The 19,545-nt window shown below is 64.3% G+C and carries 17 protein-coding genes, 1 tRNA gene and 1 pseudogene; 11 read left to right on the top strand and 8 right to left on the bottom strand.

Features of this window, described 5'->3' with window-relative positions; translation table 11 throughout:
- Positions 1–83: 83 nt before the first annotated feature.
- Both selD and LJ656_RS31275 read right to left on the bottom strand, forming a co-directional pair.
- Positions 84–1,142: a selenide, water dikinase SelD gene (selD, locus tag LJ656_RS31280; RefSeq protein ID WP_230513335.1), complete on the bottom strand. Its 1,059-nt coding sequence runs from the start codon at positions 1,140–1,142 to the stop codon at positions 84–86.
- A 122-nt stretch (positions 1,143–1,264) separates the two neighbouring features.
- On the bottom strand, positions 1,265–1,558 hold the full coding sequence (locus LJ656_RS31275; protein WP_230513334.1) for a beta-xylosidase: 294 nt from the start codon (positions 1,556–1,558) through the stop codon (positions 1,265–1,267).
- Positions 1,559–1,851: 293 nt separating this feature from the next.
- Here LJ656_RS31275 and fdnG point away from each other — a divergent pair, with 293 nt between their 5' ends.
- The 10 genes and pseudogenes from fdnG to LJ656_RS31225 all read left to right on the top strand — a co-directional run bounded on the left by fdnG (position 1,852) and on the right by LJ656_RS31225 (position 14,048).
- Positions 1,852–4,920: a formate dehydrogenase-N subunit alpha gene (gene fdnG, locus LJ656_RS31270; protein WP_230513333.1), complete on the top strand. Its 3,069-nt coding sequence runs from the start codon at positions 1,852–1,854 to the stop codon at positions 4,918–4,920.
- 9 nt (positions 4,921–4,929) lie between these two features.
- The gene (gene fdxH, locus LJ656_RS31265; RefSeq protein WP_230513332.1) at positions 4,930–5,850 is read left to right on the top strand and encodes a formate dehydrogenase subunit beta; all 921 of its coding nucleotides are present in this window, start codon (positions 4,930–4,932) and stop codon (positions 5,848–5,850) included.
- Positions 5,847–6,503 carry a formate dehydrogenase subunit gamma gene (locus LJ656_RS31260; RefSeq protein WP_230513331.1) on the top strand — a complete coding sequence of 219 codons (657 nt, stop codon included), beginning with the start codon at positions 5,847–5,849 and terminating at the stop codon, positions 6,501–6,503. Before fdxH ends, LJ656_RS31260 begins: the two co-directional genes overlap by 4 nt.
- 112 nt (positions 6,504–6,615) lie before the next feature.
- Complete coding sequence (fdhE, locus tag LJ656_RS31255) at positions 6,616–7,611, top strand: formate dehydrogenase accessory protein FdhE (protein ID WP_230513330.1); 996 nt, start codon at positions 6,616–6,618, stop codon at positions 7,609–7,611.
- A 75-nt stretch (positions 7,612–7,686) separates the two neighbouring features.
- A complete protein-coding gene (gene selA / locus LJ656_RS31250) occupies positions 7,687–9,159 on the top strand; it encodes an L-seryl-tRNA(Sec) selenium transferase (RefSeq protein WP_230513329.1) in 1,473 nt (490 codons plus the stop codon).
- A 24-nt stretch (positions 9,160–9,183) separates the two neighbouring features.
- Entirely contained in the window at positions 9,184–11,097 is a 1,914-nt protein-coding gene (gene selB, locus LJ656_RS31245; RefSeq protein ID WP_230513328.1) for a selenocysteine-specific translation elongation factor, read from the top strand.
- A gap of 31 nt (positions 11,098–11,128) precedes the next feature.
- Positions 11,129–11,224 (top strand) — tRNA-Sec (locus LJ656_RS31240).
- A gap of 29 nt (positions 11,225–11,253) precedes the next feature.
- Positions 11,254–11,364, top strand: a pseudogene (locus LJ656_RS35165) (IS6 family transposase); the annotation flags it as partial.
- Between the two features lie 116 nt (positions 11,365–11,480).
- Positions 11,481–12,380, top strand: coding sequence for an NAD-dependent epimerase/dehydratase family protein (locus tag LJ656_RS31230; RefSeq protein WP_230513326.1), 900 nt, complete (start codon positions 11,481–11,483; stop codon positions 12,378–12,380).
- Between the two features lie 165 nt (positions 12,381–12,545).
- Positions 12,546–14,048, top strand: a complete 1,503-nt coding sequence (locus LJ656_RS31225) for an HD domain-containing phosphohydrolase (protein ID WP_230513325.1) — start codon at positions 12,546–12,548, stop codon at positions 14,046–14,048.
- A gap of 7 nt (positions 14,049–14,055) precedes the next feature.
- Here LJ656_RS31225 and LJ656_RS31220 read toward each other — a convergent pair whose 3' ends face one another.
- The 3 genes from LJ656_RS31220 to LJ656_RS31210 are packed head-to-tail and all read right to left on the bottom strand — an operon-like array spanning position 14,056 to position 16,114.
- Entirely contained in the window at positions 14,056–14,670 is a 615-nt protein-coding gene (locus LJ656_RS31220) for a hypothetical protein (RefSeq protein ID WP_230513324.1), read from the bottom strand.
- A 56-nt stretch (positions 14,671–14,726) separates the two neighbouring features.
- Positions 14,727–15,518 (bottom strand): molybdopterin-dependent oxidoreductase, encoded by a 792-nt coding sequence (locus LJ656_RS31215; protein ID WP_230513323.1) that lies wholly within the window; start codon positions 15,516–15,518, stop codon positions 14,727–14,729.
- Between the two features lie 2 nt (positions 15,519–15,520).
- On the bottom strand, positions 15,521–16,114 hold the full coding sequence (locus LJ656_RS31210) for a cytochrome b/b6 domain-containing protein (RefSeq protein ID WP_230513322.1): 594 nt from the start codon (positions 16,112–16,114) through the stop codon (positions 15,521–15,523).
- Positions 16,115–16,304: 190 nt separating this feature from the next.
- On the opposite strand from LJ656_RS31210, the gene LJ656_RS31205 reads away from it, so the two are divergent.
- On the top strand, positions 16,305–17,120 hold the full coding sequence (locus tag LJ656_RS31205) for an SDR family NAD(P)-dependent oxidoreductase (RefSeq protein ID WP_230513321.1): 816 nt from the start codon (positions 16,305–16,307) through the stop codon (positions 17,118–17,120).
- Positions 17,121–17,196: 76 nt separating this feature from the next.
- Here LJ656_RS31205 and LJ656_RS31200 read toward each other — a convergent pair whose 3' ends face one another.
- The 3 genes from LJ656_RS31200 to LJ656_RS31190 form a co-directional block, all read right to left on the bottom strand.
- Complete coding sequence (locus tag LJ656_RS31200) at positions 17,197–17,904, bottom strand: alpha/beta fold hydrolase (protein ID WP_230513320.1); 708 nt, start codon at positions 17,902–17,904, stop codon at positions 17,197–17,199.
- Positions 17,905–17,959: 55 nt separating this feature from the next.
- Positions 17,960–18,838, bottom strand: coding sequence for a DMT family transporter (locus LJ656_RS31195; protein ID WP_230513319.1), 879 nt, complete (start codon positions 18,836–18,838; stop codon positions 17,960–17,962).
- Between the two features lie 64 nt (positions 18,839–18,902).
- Complete coding sequence (locus LJ656_RS31190; protein ID WP_230513318.1) at positions 18,903–19,520, bottom strand: TetR/AcrR family transcriptional regulator; 618 nt, start codon at positions 19,518–19,520, stop codon at positions 18,903–18,905.
- Positions 19,521–19,545: the final 25 nt, after the last annotated feature.

The following is a 19,545-nucleotide window of genomic DNA, read 5'->3' as shown; positions in this document are numbered from 1 at the left end:
AAATTATCGCATGGGCGTCGCCAGCAAGCGCTGGTCAGCGCCGCGAAACCGCCCTTCGCGCGGCCGTGCGTCCCCTGGACGCGTCAAACCACCTCGACGCGCGGCTCGCCGTCCACCATCTCGCCGATCACGCGCGCGTCGTCGAAGCCGTCGGCGCGGAACACCGCCAGCACTTCATCGACCGCTTCCGGCGCGCACGACACCAGCAGGCCGCCCGACGTCTGCGGATCGGTCAGCAGCGCGCGGCCGGCGGCCGGCAGCGTCGCCGGCAGCACCACGTCGCGGCCGTAGGCGTCCCAGTTGCGGCCCGACGCGCCGGTGAAGATGCCGGCTTCCGCGAGGCTCGCGACGTTCGGCAGCCACGGCAGATCCGCATAGCGCACCCGCGCGGTCAGTTTCGAGCCGCGCGCCAGTTCCAGCGTGTGGCCGAGCAGCCCGAAGCCGGTGATGTCGGTCAGCGCGTGCACGCCGTCGAGGCGCGCGAGTTCGGCGCCCGGCCGGTTCAGCTTGGTGGTCGCGCCGATCATCGCCGCGTAGCCGGCCGCGTCGAGTTGGTCTTTCTTCAGCGCCGCGGACAGGATGCCGACGCCGAGCGGCTTGCCGAGGATCAGCACGTCGCCGGCCCGGCCGCCCGCGTTGCGCTTCACGCGCTTCGGATCGACCACGCCGAGCGCGACGAGCCCGTAGATCGGCTCGACCGAATCGATCGAATGGCCGCCCGCGAGCGGGATGCCGGCGTCCGCGCAGACCGACTCGCCGCCTTTCAGCACGGCCGCGATCACGTCGTGCGGCAGCACGTTGATCGGCATGCCGACGATCGCCAGCGCCATGATCGGCTTGCCGCCCATCGCGTAGACGTCGGAGATCGCGTTGGTCGCCGCGATGCGGCCGAAGTCGAACGGATCGTCGACGATCGGCATGAAGAAGTCGGTGGTCGCGACGATCGCCTGGTCGTCGTTGAGCTTGTAGACGGCGGCGTCGTCGGCGGTGTCGTTGCCGACCAGCAGGTCGGGGAAGAACGGTAATGGCGCGCTACGCTTGAGCAGGTCGGCGAGCAGGCCGGGGGCAATCTTGCAGCCACAGCCGCCGCCGTGCGACAGACTCGTGAGACGGGGGGGCTGGCTGGCTTGAAGTTGGGTCATGAGAGCGGAAATCCGGTTCTTCGAATCACCGCATTATGAGGGTTGTTTTCGTGCCGTGCAGCATCGCGCCGGGCCGCTTGTCCCGCCCGCCGGATTGATACCCGTCGACGTTTTAATCGGACCTACTTATTGCTGCCCGCGCCGGTTCCGTACAAACCATTGTCAAATCCGCCCGCACCTTTCGAGTTCTGTTTCTGACCGGCGGTTTTGCCGCGCGAATTACCTTGACCGCTATCTTTCGATTGCGATTTCAGCGATTCGTGCAACTCCGGCGTCGACGACGCCGGTTTCGAACCCATCTCCGATACGCGATTCTCCTGTGAGTTCGTGCCTCCGCCCTGCGGAATCTGCGCGTGACCGGGCGCGCTGGCGGTCAGCATCGCCGCGCCGGCGAACGCCAGCGTCGCGATGCTCACGACCGCCGAACGGGTAGAGCCGATGTAAAAATTGCACAGTCGCGCACGCGCAACGCGGCTAGACAATGACCAGGAGAACGGGCGGGACAGAGGAAGAGTATTCATGGCAGCGCAATAATCCGTCGTTAAGGTGGATTTATTGCTGATCGATGGAGCATGAACAATGCCCGCCGTCCGCCACCCGGACAGATTTATAAATATTTAGCGCTGGCAATTGCTTTACGATCTTCACTGCGTGCTGCGAAATCGGCACCTATAATCATTTTTGTCCCCAAAAGAGCCGAGGCCATTCAATGACCCAAATGACCCGGCGACAATTCCTGAAGGTCTCCGCCACCACGCTCGCCGGATCGAGTCTTGCCCTGATGGGCTTCTCGCCGACGCGCGCGCTGGCCGAAGTCCGGCAGTACAAATTGTCGCGCGCAACCGAAACCCGCAACACCTGCCCGTACTGCTCGGTGGGCTGCGGCATCCTGATGTATGGCCTTGGCGACGGCGCCAAGAACGCGAAGACGAGCATCTTCCACATCGAGGGAGATCCCGACCATCCGGTCAATCGCGGCACGCTGTGCCCGAAGGGCGCGAGCCTGATCGACTTCATCCATAGCGAGAGCCGCCTTCATTACCCCGAGTACCGCGCGGCCGGATCGAACGAGTGGAAGCGCATTTCGTGGGAAGACGCGCTCGACCGCATCGCCAAGTTGATGAAGGAAGATCGCGACGCGAACTTCGTCGAGACCAGCGCGGACGGCAAGAAGGTCAACCGCTGGCTGACCACAGGCATGCTCGCGGCGTCGGCCGGCAGCAACGAAGTCGGTTATCTGACGCACAAGGCGGTTCGCAGCCTTGGGATGCTCGCATTCGACAATCAGGCGCGTGTCTGACATGGCCCGACGGTGGCAGGTCTTGCCCCGACGTTTGGCCGTGGAGCGATGACGAACCATTGGGTCGACATCAGAAACGCGGACGTGATTCTCGTGATGGGCGGCAATGCGGCCGAGGCACACCCATGCGGTTTCAAATGGGTCACCGAAGCCAAGGCGCACCGCAAGGCGCGTCTGATCGTGGTCGACCCGCGCTTTACGCGCACAGCATCGGTAGCGGATTACTACGCACCGATTCGCACCGGCACGGACATCGCGTTCCTTGGCGGCGTGATCAACTATCTGCTCACGAACGACAAGATCCAGCACGAGTACGTGAAGAACTACACGGACATGTCGTTCATCGTCCGCGAGGATTTCGCGTTCAACGACGGTCTGTATTCCGGCTACGACGCCGGGAAACGCAGCTACGACAAAACCTCGTGGGACTACGAGCGCGGCGACGACGGCTTCGTGAAGGTCGATCCGACCATGCAGGATCCGCGTTGCGTGTACCAGCTGATGAAGCGGCACTACTCGCGCTACACGCCCGAGCAGGTCGAGAAAATCTGTGGCACACCGAAGGATAAATTCCTGCACGTGTGCGAGATGCTGGCGTCCACGGCGGTGCCGGGACGCGCCGGTACGATCCTGTACGCGCTCGGCTGGACCCATCACTCGGTCGGCGCGCAGAACGTGCGCAGCGGCGCGATGGTGCAGCTGCTGCTCGGCAACATCGGGATTGCCGGCGGCGGCGTGAACGCGCTGCGCGGCCACTCGAACATCCAGGGGCTGACCGACCTCGGGCTGATGTCGAACCTGCTGCCGGGCTACATGACGCTGCCGATGGAAGCGGAGCAGGACTTCGACGCGTACATCACCAAGCGCGCCACCCAGCCGCTGCGACCGAACCAGTTGAGCTACTGGCGCAACTACCGGGCGTTCCACGTCAGCCTGATGAAGTCGTGGTGGGGCGACAACGCGACCGCCGAGAACAACTTCGGTTTCGACTATCTGCCGAAGCTCGACAAGTCGTACGACCTGCTGCAGGCCATCGAGCTGATGAGCCAGGGCAAGATGAACGGCTACATCGCGCAGGGCTTCAACCCGCTCGCGGCGGCGCCGTGGAAAGCGAAGGTCGGCGCGAGTCTGGCCAAGCTCAAGTGGCTGGTCATCATGGATCCGCTCGCCACCGAAACCTCCGAGTTCTGGAAGAACTACGGCGATCACAACGACGTCGACGCCGCCTCGATCCAGACCGAGGTGTTCCGTCTGCCGACCACCTGCTTCGCGGAAGAACGCGGCTCGCTGGTCAGCTCGAGCCGCGTGCTGCAGTGGCACTGGCAAGGCGCGGACGGCCCGGGCGAAGCGAGGAGCGACCTCGAGATCATGTCGGAGCTGTGGCTGCGCATCCGCAACGCGTATCGCAAGGACGGCGGCAAGTATCCCGATCCGATCCTGAACCTGAGCTGGCCGTACTCGAACCCGGCAAGCCCGACTCCCGAAGAACTCGCCATGGAGTTCAACGGCAAGGCGCTCGCCGACGTCACCGACCCGACCGACAAAACCAAGGTGCTCGCGAAACGCGGCGAGCAGCTCGCGGGCTTCGCGCAGCTGCGCGACGACGGCTCGACCGCGAGCGGCTGCTGGATTTTCTGCGGCTCGTGGACCCAGGCGGGCAACCAGATGGGCCGCCGCGACAACTCGGACCCGACCGGCATCGGCAATACGTTGAACTGGGCCTGGGCGTGGCCGGCCAATCGCCGGGTGCTGTACAACCGCGCATCGTGCGACGTCAGCGGCAAGCCGTTCGACCCGACCCGCAAGCTCGTTGCGTGGAACGGCAGGACGTGGGGCGGGGCCGACGTGCCGGACTTCAAGCTGGACGAGCCGCCTGAAAACGGCATGAGTCCGTTCATCATGAATCCGGAAGGCGTGGCGCGGTTCTTCGCGCGCGACGGGATGGCCGAAGGGCCGTTCCCCGAGCACTACGAACCGTTCGAAACGCCGCTCGGCTACAACCCGCTGCATCCGGACAACAAGCTGGCCGTCAGCAATCCGGCGGCGCGCGTGTTCCCGGGCGACAAGGCGGCGTTCGGCACGCACGAGAACTTCCCGCACACGGCGACCACCTATCGTCTGACCGAGCATTTCCACTACTGGACCAAGCACGCGCGGCTGAACGCGATCATCCAGCCCGAGCAGTTCGTCGAGATCGGCGAGGACCTCGCGAAGGAGATCGGCGTGGTCGCGGGCGACCGCATCAAGGTGTCGTCCAACCGTGGGCACGTGGTCGCGGTCGCGGTCGTCACCAAGCGGATCAAGCCGCTGATGATCGAGGGCAAGAAGGTTCAGACCGTCGGGCTGCCGCTGCATTGGGGTTTCAAGGGGCTTACGAGGCCGGGCTATCTCGTCAATACGCTAACGCCCTCCGTGGGCGACGGGAATTCGCAGACACCGGAATTCAAGTCGTTCCTCGTCAAGGTCGAAAAGGCATAAGGAAAAGAGATGGCACTCCAATCACTGGATATCAGACGTATCTCCGCGACGACCGTCGAGCCGCCGCAGGCGCGCGCGCCGGCCACCGGCACGGTCGCCAAGCTCATCGACGTATCGAAGTGCATCGGCTGCAAGGCCTGTCAGACCGCCTGCATGGAGTGGAACGACCTGCGCGACGAAATCGGCGTGAATGTCGGCGTCTACGACAACCCGGCGGACCTCACCGAGCATTCGTGGACCGTGATGCGCTTCTCGGAATACGAGAACTCCGCCGGCGATCTCGAATGGCTGATCCGCAAGGACGGCTGCATGCACTGCGACGAGCCGGGCTGCCTGAAGGCCTGTCCGTCGCCGGGCGCGATCGTGCAGTACACCAACGGCATCGTGGATTTTCACGAGGAAAACTGCATCGGCTGCGGCTTCTGCGTGACCGGCTGCCCGTTCAACGTGCCCCGCATTTCGAAGCAGGATCGTCGCGCGTACAAGTGCACGCTGTGCTCCGACCGCGTCGCGGTGGGGCAGGAGCCGGCTTGCGTGAAGACCTGCCCGACCGGCGCGATCATGTTCGGCACCAAGGAGGACATGACGCAGCAGGCCGAGGAGCGGATCGTCGACCTGAAGGATCGCGGCTTCCAGAACGCCGGCCTGTACGATCCGGCGGCGGTCGGCGGCACGCACGTGATGTACGTGCTGCATCACGCGGACCGGCCGTCGCTGTATCACGGGCTGCCGGACAAGCCGCGCATCGATCCGATGGTCAGGGTGTGGAAGGGCATTGCGAAGCCGCTCGCGCTCGCCGGCATGGCGCTCGCGGCGGTGGCCGGCTTCTTCCACTACACGCGTGTCGGTCCGAACGAAGTCAGCGAGGCCGACGAACTGGCGGCCCACCAGGAAGCCGACGAAGCACGCCGTTCCCGGGAGGCATCATGAAGCACACCGAGCATAGCGACCTCATCGACGTGAAGGGTCACCGCCTGATCGTGCGTTACACGCCGAACGAGCGCACCAATCACTGGATCACCGCGCTCACGTTCATCCTGCTCGCGCTGTCGGGCCTCGCGATGTTTCATCCGGCGATGGCATTCCTGTACTTCGTGCTCGGCGGCGGGCAGTGGACGCGGATTCTGCATCCGTTCATCGGCTGCGTGATGTTCATCTCGTTCCTGATTCTTGCGCTGCGTTTCTGGCATCACAACTATCTGGACAAGGCGGACATCCAGTGGATGAAGCAGATGTGCGACGTACTGAACAATCGCGAGGAGAAGCTGCCCGCGATCGGCAGGTACAACGCCGGTCAGAAGCTGCTGTTCTTCGTGATGGTGATCTGCATGATCCTGCTGTTGCTGAGCGGCATCGTGATCTGGCGGCGCTACTTCTCGCTGTATTTCCCGATCGAACTCATCCGGCTCTCGTCGCTCGTGCATGCGGCGGTCGCGTTCGTGCTGATCGTCGGCATCATCGTGCATATTTACGCGGCGCTGTGGGTCAAGGGCTCGATCGGCGCGATGACGCGCGGCACCGTCACGTACGGCTGGGCTCGCAAGCATCATCCGAACTGGTTCAGGGAAATCATCGGTAAATAAACGTGCTGCGCCGGCGCGAGCAATCCATCGCGCCGCTCGCAGTGCCCCGCACCGGGCCGCCGCTCCTCGTCGATGACGGGCGGCGGCTCTTCAGTTTTCAGAGGTCGATACTTTGGTTCAACGCATTCTCGAAGCCGCCGACATCGAATCGCTCGACCCCTCGGCGATTCCCCGCCTGCGCATGCCGGAACGGCTCGCGGTGTTCGCGCCGCGCGCCGCGCGGCTGCGCCAGCTGGCGGCGCGCAGCAATCCGATCGCCGGTTATCTGCGGCTGATGGCGGCGCTCGCCGACGCGCAGCAGGCGATCATCACCGGCTTCAAGGCGCAGCCGCCGAGCGCCGAGCTGATCGCGAGCGCGCAGCAATACTCGATGCCGCTGGTGCCGGCGCTGTCCGGCGCGCGCGATCCGGCGTGGCGCGACGTGCTGCGGCAACTGCTCGACAAGGTCGAGGCGGCCGGCCCGCTGACGCCGCCGCTGGCGGCGCTATTCGCGCAACTGCGCGCGCTCGGCGCCGACGCGCTCGAAGCGCAGGCCGACGCGATCTTCGCGCAGCGCTTCGACGAGGTCGATCCCGCTGGCGCGCCGTTCATCATGGCCGCGCTGCAGGTGGTGTGGACCGATCTGGCCGCCGACATCGACAAACGCGCGGTGCCCTATCTCGACACGCCGGGGCTGTGCCCGGTGTGCGGCTCGCATCCGGTCGCGAGCACGGTGCGGGTCGGCGGCGCGTACGACAACTACCGCTATCTGCAATGCGGGCTGTGCGCGACCGAGTGGCATATGGTCCGCAGCAAATGCTCGAATTGCGATTCGACCAAGGGCATCGCGTATCACGTGGCCGGCTCGCCCGAGGCCGACGCCGAGGCGCGCGAAGCCGAAGCGAAGAACGCGGCGCTAAAGGCGGAGTCGTGCGACGAATGCCATACTTACCGCAAAATCGGCATTCAGGCGAAAGACTATGACTTCGAACCGTTCGCGGACGACCTCGCGAGTCTGACGCTCGATCTGCTGATGGGCGAGGAAGGCTACCGGCGCGCGTCGCCGCATCCGTGGCTGTGGCCGGAACGCACGGCCGGCGCGGCGGCGGACGACGACACGTCGGCCTGACGTCAAGGCGGCGGCAAGCAGGCAGGTACATGACCGTGATTGGCCCGAGAGGGATTGCCTGAGGGGGAGGGCTTCGTGAGCGATGTGAGCGGCTCGGAATTGCGCGCGCTGATGGCGCGCGTGCCGTCGGTGGAAAAGGTGATGGCGTCGGCGGAATTCGCGGCGCTTGTCGATGAATACGGGCGCAGCCAGGTGCTGAACGCGCTGCGCGATGCGCTCGACGCATGGCGAATCAGCGCGAAAGCGGCCGACGCCGCGGCCAGCCCGCCGCTCAGCGCGCTCGATACCGCTGGCCTGCACGAGAGCGTCGCAGCCGCGCTGCGCCAGCGCAACCGGTCGCAACTGCGCAGCGTGTTCAATCTGACTGGCACCGTGCTGCATACGAACCTGGGCCGCGCGCTGCTGCCGGACGAGGCGGTGCGCGCGGTGATGGGCGCGCTCACCCAGCCCGCGAACCTCGAATTCGATCTGGCCACCGGCAAGCGCGGCGACCGCGACGATCTGATCGACGAACTGATCTGCGAGCTGACCGGCGCCGAGGCGGCGACCGTGGTCAACAACAATGCGGCCGCGGTGCTGCTGACGCTGTCCGCGCTCGCGGCGAAGAAGGAAGTGGTGGTGTCGCGCGGCGAGCTGGTCGAGATCGGCGGCGCGTTTCGGATCCCCGACATCATGAGCCGCGCGGGCGCGAAGCTGCGCGAGGTCGGCACGACCAATCGCACGCATCTGAAGGACTACGACGAAGCGATCAACCCGAACACCGCGCTGTTGATGAAGGTGCACGCGAGCAATTACGCGATCAGCGGTTTCACCAAGGAAGTCGGCATCGACGAGATCGCGCCGCTCGCGCATATCCGCGGGCTGCCGGTCGCCGTCGATCTCGGCAGCGGCACGCTGGTCGATCTGAGCGAATGGGGTTTGCCGCGCGAGCCGACCGTGCGCGAGACCGTCGAGGCCGGCGCCGACGTCGTCACGTTCAGCGGCGACAAGCTGCTCGGCGGCCCGCAGGCGGGGCTGATCGTCGGGCGGCGCGATCTGATCGCGAAGATCAAGAAGCATCCGTTGAAGCGCGCGCTGCGGGTCGGCAAGCTGACGCTCGCGGCGCTGGAGCCGGTGTTGCAGCTGTATCGCGCGCCGGAGAAGCTGCGCGAGCGCCTGACTACGTTGCGTCTGCTCACGCGTGCCGCCGACGAAATCCATGGCGCCGCGCTGCGCGTGCAGCCGGCGTTGCAGCAGGCGATCGGCGCGCGCTATACGGTGGCCGCCGAGCCGATGTTCAGCCAGATCGGCAGCGGCGCGTTGCCGGTCGACGTGCTGCCGAGCTACGGGCTGGTTGTCAGGATGACGGACGGCAAGCGCGGCGGCCGGCACCTGCTGGCGCTGGAAAAGCAGTTGCGCGAAATGGCGCGGCCGGTGATCGGCCGGATCGCGGACGATGCATTGCGGCTCGATCTGCGCTGTCTCGAAGCGCCCGACGAAGCGCAACTGATCGCGCAGCTGGACGCGAAAACCGGCGCGCAACCCGGCACGCCGACCGATGGCAATTGATGTGAAATCGAAGGGCGGATACGCATGATCGTCGGTACAGCCGGGCATATCGACCACGGCAAAACGAGTCTGGTGAAGGCGTTGACCGGGGTCGACACGGACCGGCTCAAGGAAGAAAAAGCCCGCGGCATTTCGATCGAACTCGGCTACGCGTACGTGCCGCTCGACGACGGCGAGGTGCTCGGGCTGATCGACGTGCCGGGCCACGAAAAGCTCGTGCATACGATGGCCGCGGGCGCGAGCGGGATCGATTTCGCGCTGCTGGTAATCGCCGCCGACGACGGCGTGATGCCGCAAACGCGCGAGCATCTGGCGATCGTCGAGTTGCTCGGCATCCGGCGCGGCGCGATCGCGATCACCAAGGTCGATCGCGTCGATGCGCAGCGTCTTCGGGAAGTTCAACAGGAAGTGAGTGCGTTCGTCGCCGGCAGCGTGCTGCGCGATGCGCCGCTGTTCGACACCTGCGCGACGCAGGCCGGCGATCCGGGCGTCGCGGCGTTGAACGCGCATCTGCGCACGGAAGCCGCCGCGTGGCGAATGAGACGAGACGATGGACTGTTCCGGCTGGCGGTCGACCGCGTGTTCACGTTGGCCGGGCAGGGCACGATCGTGACCGGGACCGTGGTTGCGGGCAGCGTGAGTGTCGGCGACACGATGCTGCTCGCGCCGAAAAATCAACCGGTTCGCGTGCGTAGCATCCATGCGCAGAATCGCGCTGCCGACACTGGGCGTGCCGGGCAGCGCTGCGCGCTGAACCTCGCGGGTATCGAGAAGAACGCGATCGAACGCGGTGACTGGATCGTCGATCCGCGTCTGTCGCAGGCGAGCGAGCGGATCGACGTCGCGTTGACGCTGCTCGCCGACGCGCCGCAGGCACTCGAACAATGGACGCCGGTACACGTGCATCTGGGCACCCAGCATCAGGTTGCGCATGTCGCGCTGCTCGAACGCGATGCGCTCGGCCCGGGTCAGAGCGCGCGCGTGCAGCTGGTGTTCGAGCGACCGCTATGCGCGGTGCCCGGCGATCGTTTCGTTGTGCGTAACGCGCAGGCCAGTCGGACGATCGGCGGCGGCCACGTGCTCGATCCGTTCGCGCCCGCGCGCAAGCGTCGCTCGCCGGAACGGCTCGCGTGGCTCGATGCGATGCAGACGTGGCTCGACACCGGCACGCTCGACGCGCTGTTCGCGCGCGCGCCGCACGGTGTGTCGCGCGCGTTGCTCGAGCGTTTGACGGGGATGCCGGCGGCGGCGCTGGCGCTGCCGGCGGATACGCGGGTGGTCGAACGGCCCGGACACGATGCGCTATTGGTAGCCGGTGTCGCCTGGCAGACGCTCGCGGAACGGCTCACGAGCGCGCTCGCGCAATATCACGAGCGCTCGCCCGACGAACTCGGGCCGGACGGCTCGCGCTTGCGGCGCATCGCGGCGCCGCTGGTCGACGACGCGCTGTGGCGTGCGTTGGTCGATGACGCGGCGGCGCGCGGCGAACTCGTCAAACGCGGGCCGTGGCTGCATCTGCCCGGCCACACGGTGACGCTCGATGCCGCCGACCAAACGCTCGCGGCGGCGCTGCTGCCGCAGATCGAGGCCGGCCGTTTCGATCCGCCGTGGGTGCGCGATCTGGCCAACGCGCACAACGTGCCCGAAGAGCGGATGCGTCAGTTGCTGCGCAAGCTCGCGCGCCAGGGCGAACTGTTCCAGGTCGTGCACGACCTGTTCTATCACCAGCAGGTGATACGCGAACTCGCTGCGATTGCGGCCAGCGAGGCGCAGAAGAATGCGGGCACGGTAGCGGCCGCGCCGTTTCGCGACGCGACCGGACTTGGCAGAAAACGCGCGATCCAGCTTTTGGAGTTCTTTGACCGCGTTGGTTATACTCGCTTCCACCGTGGCCTGCACCTGATGCGCACGGATAGCCGCTGGCTCGATCTGGTTTGAGCTTCGCGGCGAGTACACAGCAATCACCTTAGGAAGGCATTCGTATCCGGTGGTGCGGCCGGGCTTCAAACCCGGTTGGGGGCGTCAGACGCTCTCAGGATGGTTCGACTCCATCTGCCTTCCGCCAACTCATGGTTCTTCCATAATTCGTTCAGGCGGTGTCGTTGTGGAAGAAACCATAAGACTTTCACCTGGCATCTGGACGAACTGTTCTTGACGCTGCGCGCCGAGCATGGCGCCGAACCCGATGTGCTGATGCAAAAGCGGTGCATTCACTTCGCGTTGCCCTGCCATCGAATGAACGCGGCCTGTCATCGTGCCGTACTCGGAGAACGCTTCGCCGCATGCCATGTTAAGTGGGAAAAACATTAAAGGAGGAGCACATGACGAAACGAGTGATTGTGACCGGCGGCAGCGGCCTGGCCGGAAAATGGGTCGTCCAGGACCTGGTCGAGCACGGTTACGAAGTGATGAATCTTGATCGCGTACCCATGGCCGAACGCACGGCGCGCACCTTGATCACGGACATCACCGATGCGGGTCAGGTATTCAATGCGTTGGCATCGAGCACGGCGCCGGGAGAATTCGCCGACGACCTCGAACCAAAGCCGATCGATGCGATTGTGCATTTTGCGGCGATCCCTCGGATCATGATAACGCCCGACAACGAGGTCTACCGGATCAACGTGATGGGCACGTACAACATCCTCGACGCAGCGTCGAAGCTTGGCATCCGCAAGGTGATCGTGGCATCGAGCGAAACCACGTACGGTATGGTGTTCGCGCACCGGGATCGCAGTCCAGAGTACTTCCCGCTCGACGAGGACTACCCCGTGAACCCGATGGACAGCTACGCAACGTCAAAGGTTATCAACGAAGTGACGGCGAAGGCGTTCCACGCGCGCACCGGCTCTGACATTTACTGCTTTCGTATTGGTAACGTGCTCGAACCCAGCGACTACGCGAAGTTTCCGGCGTGGCTCAAGGATCCAGCACTGCGCAAGAGGATTGCGTGGAGCTATATCGACGGCCGCGATCTCGCGAGCGCGTGCCGGCTCGCCATCGAAAAGGACGGCCTCGGTTTTCAGATCATGAACGTCGCGTCGGACGACGTGTCGTCCGACGTACCCACCGCGGAATTGCTCCGACACTACTACCCCGGCGTGCCGCTCAAAAAGCAACTAGGCGAATTCGAGACCCTGCTCAGCAACGAGAAGCTCAAGCGCCTGCTTGGTTGGAAACAGCAACACTACTGGCGCGACGAAGCGAAAAGGATCGTCTAGTAGACAGCGGCCCGCGGCCCGCCATCAAGCTGGCCAACCGCGCCTCGCGGGTCTTCATGGACTGCTTTGCAACGAAGATGACCCGCGCAATGGTGCCGGTCTCGCAGTGAGGTGGTGGGGCGCCCCGGTCGTTCGTCGCCGCTCACCCATGTAATCGGTGGATCTGTGAAGGGAAACGAAATCGCACCACTCGTACACACCGAGCTTCGCGCATACGACGCCGTCAAGGCGCTCGCCTTCGTCGGCGACCTCAGCATGGGGCAGCCGACCGACCATTCGCCACGAACGGCCTGGCTCGCTGCCCGGTTAGCCCACGCAACCGGCGAGGGCGGCGCGCTCGCCGCCACCGCTGCACAAGCGGCGCTGCTGAGGTGGTCGGGGTGCACGGCCAACGCGTCGGGATTCGCCGATGTGCTCGGCGACGATGTGGCCGGCCGCGACGCGATGCTCGCACAGCGGCAGGACTGGACGACGACAGTCGAACCGCAGGCCTTCAAAGGCGCGCTCCAATCGCTGGCGCAGATTCACTGCGAGGTCTCCGGTGAAGTCGCACGAATCCTGTGCCTTGGGACCGACACCGAAGCGACGCTGCGCCATATCTTCGAAACGTGGGACGGCACCGGCATCCCGGACGGCCTCGCAGGCGCGGCAGTGCCGCGCGCGGTGTACGTGGTCTCGCTGGCGGGCGATCTGGAAGTCCTTAGCCGCGTCTATGGCTTGCCGCGCGCGCTCGCTTTGATTACCGCCCAGCAGGGGACGCGTTATCCGGCCGAACTCGTCGCGCTCGTCGCCGAACAGGCGGCCGATTGGCTGGAGGCACTGGCGAATACCGAGCCCGCCGGATTCGATGCGTCGATGCAGACACCGCAGATGCAGGAAACCTCTTCGACCGAACTGATCGGCGATGTGATCGACCTCAAGCTGCCGTGGATGACCGGCTACTCGCGCGCGGTGGCGCGCGCCGCGGCGGCCTGCGGCAAGCAGCTCGGCGCCGACGCGGCGTGTCAGGCGCGTCTGTATACGGCGGCCCTGATTCACGGCATGGGGCGCGCCGCCGTGCCGAATGCGATCTGGAATTCGCCGGCGCGCCTTTCCGCCGCCGAGTGGGAAAAAGTGCGGCTCGTCCCGTACTGGACCGCACGCGCCGGCAAACAGACCGGCTCGCTTGCGCAGGCCGCTGAACTGGCTTCATATGCGTTCGAACGGCTCGACGGCTCCGGCTATTTCCGCGGCGTGAGCGGGACGGCGTTGTCGTTCGAAGCGCGCGTGCTCAGTGCCGTGGTCGCGTTTGTCGCGCTCGGCCAGAAGCGGCCGTGGCGCGACGCATTGCCTTCCGGCGAAGTCGCCCAACGGTTGCGCAGCGAGGCGGACGAAGGACGCTTCGACGGCGACGTCGTCGCGGCGTTGATCGACGCGGGAGACCCGCCGCCACCGGGTGCACGCGGCACCCGCGCTGCGCGTGCGCGCCAGCCAGCCGTCCGGCTTTCCGCGCGCGAGATCGACGTGCTGCGCTCGATCAGTCGCGGCGCCAGCAACAAGGAAGCGGCCCGCGAACTCGAGCTGAGCCCGAGCACCGTGCGCACGCACGTCGAAAGCGTATTTCGCAAGCTCGAGTGCTCGACGCGTGCCGCCGCGACGTTGAAGGCTTCGACGTTGGGCTTGTTGTAGAAGCGAGTTACATCGGGGGCGCGACGCCGTCCTTCTCGACGACGATCACGTGTCCGTCGTAGGAGCCGTTCTTATCCGGGGTGGCCACGACGAAGACCTTTTTGCCGGTCGTCAGGTCGGCGCGCGTCGCGGGAATGAGCGTCACGACCGGGACATTGACCGGCACGTTGATCGTGTTGCTGCCGCCCTTGTACGAAAGCTTCAGATCGCGTCCGCTCGTGCCTTGCACGACCGTGTCCACGTTCGCGTTCGTCATCGTGCTGTTGGCACCGAGATCCCACGCATAGTGACCTTCGCCCGTGCCGCGCGCGGCTTCGGGAAAGACCACCACTTCCTTCGCGGTCAGCTTGCCGTCCGGGCCCGGCATCGCGGCCGCGCCCACATACGAGCCGGCTTTGATATCGGCAAGCTCGATTTTCTTCACCGCGTTGACGCCGGCCTTCTGGTCGACTTCGATGGTGACGGTGTCGCCGCTGCGGCGGTGGACCTGGAGAGTGTCGCCGGACAGCGAGACGATCTCGCCACGAATCCGTTCGGGCTTGCCCGCGGACGCTTGCGCGAAGGCAGTGCCGGCGAGCGTCAGCGCGACAAAGGAAACGGCGAGTTTGAGTCGAATGGACATGGGTGCTCCGTTGGGTGGGTTGCGGTTAGATGATTCAGCGGCGCTGGGCTTAACGCTCAGCTACCGCCGAACCAGTTGTATCCCTGGTTTTCCCAATAGCCGCCAGGGAAGGTGTTGGTGACGGTGATCGCGACGATATGTTTCGGGTTCTTGTAGCCGAGCTTGGTGGGGATGCGCAGCTTCATCGGAAAGCCGTACTTCGCAGGCAGGGTATCGCCGTCGTATGTCAGCGTGAGCAGAGTTTGAGGATGCAGCGCGGTCGGCATGTCGATGCTGGTCCAGTAGTTGTCCGCGCAGTGCAGGGCCACGTATTTCGCGGTGGTATCGGCGCCGGCTCGCAACAGGAAGTCGGCGAATCGCACGCCGCCCCATTTGCCGATCGCGCTCCATCCCTCGATGCAGATGTGCCGCGTCACCTGGCTTTCCTGCGGCAGCGCATGCAGTTCGTCGAGTGTCCATATGCGTTTGCCGTTCACGAGTCCGCCGAGTTCGAGGCGATAGCTGTGCGCATCCACGGCCGGCACCTGATCGATGTCGTAGTACGCATTGAAGGGGAACGGCCGCGTGATCGTCGATTCCGGGTAAGTCGGCGCGAGCTTGCGCGGATCGAACAGCAGCGCTTGCGCGTCGTCGTTGAACGACGACACCCGGCGCAGCATGGTATTGACCGACTTGTCGTTCGTGAGGTCGCAGCCCGACAGCAGCATCAGGCCGCCCAGCGTGAGGATGCGCTTGCCGAGCAGGCGGCGCTGCGGCGATTGCAGTGCGTTTCGCGCGTCCTTGACGATGGATTGCGCGTCGGGATTCCATGCCGAACCGGGCTTGCGAACATGTTTCGGATTATTCATGATCATCGGCCTCGAATCATGGTGAGCAGCGAGCGTGGAACGAGCGCGACCATCGCGACGTGAATCGCGGTAAAGCCGATAAGCACGCTCATCGCGGCGAAATGGACAACGCGCGCGTTATCGAATCCGCCCATCAAGGTTCGCAGCACTCCGAACTGCACCGGCTTCCAGATAGTCAGACCCGACACCACCAGAAGCCCGATGTCGGCGATCACGACCAGGTAGGCGAGCTTCTGCACCGCGTTGTAGCGGCCGGGGTCGCTGTGGCTGAGCTTGCCGCGCAGCGCCGCGACGAAGTCGGCAACGACGGCCCGCGCGCCGACCGGCAACAGTGTCTTGCGCAGTCGTCCCGTCGCGATGCCCAGCACCAGGTAGGCGAGAAAGTTGGCGACCAGAATCCACATGACCGCGAAGTGCCAGAGCAGCGCGCCGCCCAGCCAGCCGCCGAGCGTGATCGATAGCGGAAACCTTACTGCCGGAAAAATCGGGGAGGCGTCATACACCAGCAAGCCGCTCAGACACATGGCGATAGCGGCCGTGGCGTTGACCCAGTGAAAAATGCGGACCCACGCGGGGTGTATCGTCGAATGCTTCAAAGCGACCTCTGTCGTTGGCGAATGACTCGTGCCTACTGCCTCGGGGGCGTTCGGCATGGACAGTAGGATCGCAGCGCCGGCGGCTTGCCGGTATCGGTCGAATGACGGATCCTGGCCATCGCGAGCTTGCGCTACATTCCTGGCTTTTTCTGCGCTGGAAAACTGCTACTTCAAAAATGGAGTACATACGATGGATCTGCAATTGCACGGCAAGAAGGCTCTCGTCACCGGCAGCAGCAAAGGAATTGGCGAAGCAATGACGAGGAAACTCGCGCAGGAGAAGGCAACAGCCATCGTTCACGGTCGCAACGAACGGCAGGCAGAGCAGGTGGCCAATGAAATCATCGTGCAGGGCGGGCACGCGTATGTGGTCGTGGGCGATCTGACGCGCGACGACGATGTGCAGCGATTGGTCGAGGACGCGGTAAAGCTCGCCGGCCCTATCGATATCCTGGTCAATAACGCCGGCGGGTCGGGCGGCTCAAAAGAGCTGTGGGCAAATACACAACCGTCTTCGTGGGCGTCCGCTTACGATCGCAACGTGCTGGCCGCCCTTCGTGTCACTAACCGGCTGTTGCCCGGGATGAAGCAGTCTGGCTGGGGACGTATCGTGAATATTTCGAGCATCGCGGCGACGATGCCACCACCGGCCGCGCCCGACTATTCCGCCTGCAAGGCCGCGATAAACGCGATGACCGCGTCGATGGCGAAGGCAGTCGCCGCAGACGGGATCACGGTCAACGCCGTCTCGCCCGGCACGATACACAGTGCGGCACTCGATAGCCGTTTCCGCGAAGTTGCGGCGGAGCGCGGCGTGGCCGATAAGCACGCGCCGTGGCCAGTTACCGAGCGCGCGGTTCTGCCGATGTTCGCTCAGGTTCCCGTCGGCCGGGTGGGGCGGCTGGACGAAATTGCGGATGCGGTCGCGTTTCTCGTCAATCCGCTCGCGGGATATATCACCGGCGCGAATCTGCGAATCGATGGCGGTTTGTCGCCGGGTTTGTGAGTGTTTGTCCGCGCGAGCGGTACGTTGGAACCACGTTCGTACCGTTGGCGACGATATTAAAGAGGACAGCGAAACCTCAATGCGGCGCTTCCGCCAGCAGTAGCGCCGCCAACTCCGCGGGACGGTCCAGCATGATCGAATGTCCACACGCGATTTTCTGGACTTTCCATCCGGGGGCGTTCTTCAGGCGGGCATGCGTGTCCACGAACCAGTCGCCGCCGTTCTCACTCGCGAATACATAGGTGCGATTGGCCACCGGCGCCGCATCCACGCCCGCTCGAACGCCCTGAACGAAAGTGGCCAGCGGCTGCGGCCCCGACATCCGGTTGACCCACGCGGCGTCCGCACCATTCACGTTGAAGACGGAGGCTGGAATAGGCGGAATCATTCCGTCGTGTTCGCGCGCCTGCGACAGGAATGCCAGCGCGGTGTCGGCGCCTGTAATGTCGACGAGCGACTGCCCATCGGCTGGCGCATACGCGTCGAGATAGAAAAGCGTGCGAATGCGATGGCCGATTTCATGCGCGACGCCAGTGATGACCAGACCGCCATACGAGTGGCCACATAAGATTGCATCGGTTATGTCTTCGTACTTGAAGACGTTGACGATGTCCTGAATGTGCGTGTCGAGGTTGATCGCCCGGTCGGCCAGATGAGAGCGTTCTCCGAGGCCGGTCAGCGTGGGCGTGTAGACATCATGTCCGGCCTTGCGTAGCCGGCGGGCGACTTGTGCGTAAACCCAGCCGCCCTGAAAAGCGCCGTGAACCAGCACGAATTTCGCCATGATTATGTGTTCCTTTGGTTTGTAGTGAAAAAAGCGTGGCGGTTTTGCGAATGCTTTATTGCGTGTTGCCTGCCGTGCGCAGCCGGGCGGGGACAGGCCACTGGCTGAGCGCGACTCCGATAACACAGATAACGGCGCCCCAGATCAGCGCCGGCGTAACGGGTTCATGTCTGAAGAGCACCCCAGCGCTAATTGCGAAAAAGGATTGCAGCAACGCGTAGGGGGCAACTCGCGCCATCGAAAATCGCGCGATAAGCCAGAACCATGTGATGAATGCCGCGATACCGCCGAGCATCACGGTAAAAGCGAAAGCCAGCCATTCAGAACTCGATGCTCTCTGAAGCGCTTGAACCTGACCGCTCTCCACGATCAGGGAAAGGCCAAGAAGCTGGATTGCGGTGAAGAACGACATCCACGCAAACAGCTTTACTGGGTCGAAAGGGCCGAACTTCTTGGCCAGTACATTGCCCATCGCCAATCCGAGCGCGGAGCCGATCACAAAGAGCGTTGGAATAGCCGGCACCTTCAGCCTGGGATCCGCGATTGAAAGCGCTACACCAACCAGCGCGATACCGACGCCGAGCACCGTACGGGCAGAGGGTTTCTCGCCGAGCATGGGCCACGCAAGCAGCAGCGTGAACGGAGTCCAAAGCTGATTGGCAATCCCGGCAACGCCCGCCGGCGCCTGCGTCAAGCCGACAAAAGCGCACGCGAAATTCACCCCGCCCATGAAACATGAGATGACGAAGATTGGCCTGATCTCCGGCGCCCGAATTCTCCCGACAAAGGGGATGAGAATCGCGGCAATCACCGCGAATCGCAGGCCGGCGAAAAATAATGGCGGCAATACCGTGAGCCCCGCTTTGATGACGGCGTACTGCAATCCCCACAACAGAGGGACAAGCAGGGCCGCTGCGATATGGATGGCTTTCATGGATTGTGGACTATTTGGTTTAAAAATGGGCGCGAGATAACGCGGCGCACCGCATTGCCAGGAGTTAAGTGGTCAGGCTGCTGATAAGCGCTCGCACGGCATCTCTTGCCTTGTCGGGCTCGGAGCCTGTCTTGCGAACGACACGTAGTCCTTCCAGAAAGCAAACGAGCAGGTGAGCCGTCGCTACGGGGCTAGCGTTCCTGAGCAGAGCGCCTTCTTTCTGCGCATGCTGCAAGGCCCTCGCCAGCCGGGCTTCCATTGCCGCAAAGAAATGAGCGATCCGTTTCGACACTTCCTGGTCGTGTGCCGCCAATTCCATTGCCGTAGCCACCACCAGGCAGCCGCGCTTGCCGGCCGCGCCATCGGTACGCGCGACATAACCGTCCAGACACGTCTGCAACCCGGCTAGCGCTGTCTGGCCCGACGCAAGCTCATCGTCCAGACGCTTGAGCGCCTGGACGATGTAGCGATCGAGAGCGAGCAGGAACAGCCCGTGTTTGTCGCCGAAAGCTGCGTACAAACTGCCTCGGGAGAGCCTGGTCGCTTCCAGCAAGTCCGGTAAGGAGGTGCCTTGATAGCCGCGCGTCCAGAAGATCTGCATTGCCCGCTCGATAATCCGGTCGGGGTCGAACTCGCGGGGGCGGCCGCGCTGGCGGTCGGCGGGGATGGTGGTGTTAGGCATGGGTGATTTATAAACCATTCAGTCC

It is taken from the genome of Paraburkholderia sejongensis (genome assembly GCF_020880815.1).
Lineage (GTDB): Bacteria > Pseudomonadota > Gammaproteobacteria > Burkholderiales > Burkholderiaceae > Paraburkholderia > Paraburkholderia sejongensis.
Note: the sequence above shows the minus strand (reverse complement) of the source record. Positions and strands in the feature narration are given on the sequence as shown.

Coding starts and splice junctions, on each gene's coding strand:
- LJ656_RS31260 (WP_230513331.1), top strand. CDS start 5,847: ATGAAGCACACCGAGCATAGCGACCTCATCGACGTGAAGGGTCACCGC.
- selB (WP_230513328.1), top strand. CDS start 9,184: ATGATCGTCGGTACAGCCGGGCATATCGACCACGGCAAAACGAGTCTG.
- LJ656_RS31230 (WP_230513326.1), top strand. CDS start 11,481: ATGACGAAACGAGTGATTGTGACCGGCGGCAGCGGCCTGGCCGGAAAA.
- LJ656_RS31190 (WP_230513318.1), bottom strand. CDS start 19,520: ATGCCTAACACCACCATCCCCGCCGACCGCCAGCGCGGCCGCCCCCGC.
- fdxH (WP_230513332.1), top strand. CDS start 4,930: ATGGCACTCCAATCACTGGATATCAGACGTATCTCCGCGACGACCGTC.
- LJ656_RS31220 (WP_230513324.1), bottom strand. CDS start 14,670: ATGTCCATTCGACTCAAACTCGCCGTTTCCTTTGTCGCGCTGACGCTC.
- LJ656_RS31205 (WP_230513321.1), top strand. CDS start 16,305: ATGGATCTGCAATTGCACGGCAAGAAGGCTCTCGTCACCGGCAGCAGC.
- LJ656_RS31200 (WP_230513320.1), bottom strand. CDS start 17,904: ATGGCGAAATTCGTGCTGGTTCACGGCGCTTTTCAGGGCGGCTGGGTT.
- selD (WP_230513335.1), bottom strand. CDS start 1,142: ATGACCCAACTTCAAGCCAGCCAGCCCCCCCGTCTCACGAGTCTGTCG.
- LJ656_RS31215 (WP_230513323.1), bottom strand. CDS start 15,518: ATGAATAATCCGAAACATGTTCGCAAGCCCGGTTCGGCATGGAATCCC.
- LJ656_RS31195 (WP_230513319.1), bottom strand. CDS start 18,838: ATGAAAGCCATCCATATCGCAGCGGCCCTGCTTGTCCCTCTGTTGTGG.